We start from the raw sequence: 638 nt of genomic DNA on the forward strand, positions 1-638 counted from the left end.
CATTATTAATTCGCAATTTTTAGTGTAGTTCATCTGCCTGACAGCCATAACAAACTAAATTATGTAGTCTTCCCAATCGTCTTCTGAAACCAGGCTTTCGCTGATTGCTTTTGAGCGCACCGAAATGTGATTTTCATGCATCATAATTTTGCTACCCGCGATCAAGGGGTGCCACTGGGGTAGCGGCTTCCCTTCAAATAGCAAACGATAAGAACAAGTTTCAGGGAGCCATACCGAGACCTCAGGTAAATCAGTCACACTTAGGTTAAGACAGTCAGGCACATAATTGTTTCGCTTGGAATAGACAGTACACTGACAAGCATCCGTATCCAGATATTCACAGCTGATACAGGTAAACAGCAAGTCATCGCTGTCTTCATCCTGGAGCTTATGCATACAGCACTTACCACAGCCATCACACAGAGCTTCCCACTCTTCTTTCGAAAGCTGGTCTAAGGCTTTTTCTTTCCAAAAAAACTTATCTACCGCCAATTGACTCGTCTCACCGTCATTAATTTAGCCGTGCAAACTATCTTTAGGTGGCTTATATAAATCCAACATTTCCGGGTCTTTTGCTGGCGGCATCTGCAAATAAAAGCCTTTCTCAGCAATATCGTCCAAAATTTTCTTAGCATCCG

General features: G+C 42.8%; 1 protein-coding gene. It reads right to left on the bottom strand.

Translation table 11 applies throughout. From position 1 onward, the window contains the following. Positions 1–54 precede the first annotated feature (54 nt). Positions 55–492, bottom strand: a complete 438-nt coding sequence (locus A3735_RS27000) for a YcgN family cysteine cluster protein (protein ID WP_082865207.1) — start codon at positions 490–492, stop codon at positions 55–57. Between the last annotated feature and the right edge of the window lie 146 nt (positions 493–638).

The sequence above is a fragment of the Oleiphilus sp. HI0061 genome (assembly GCF_001635675.1).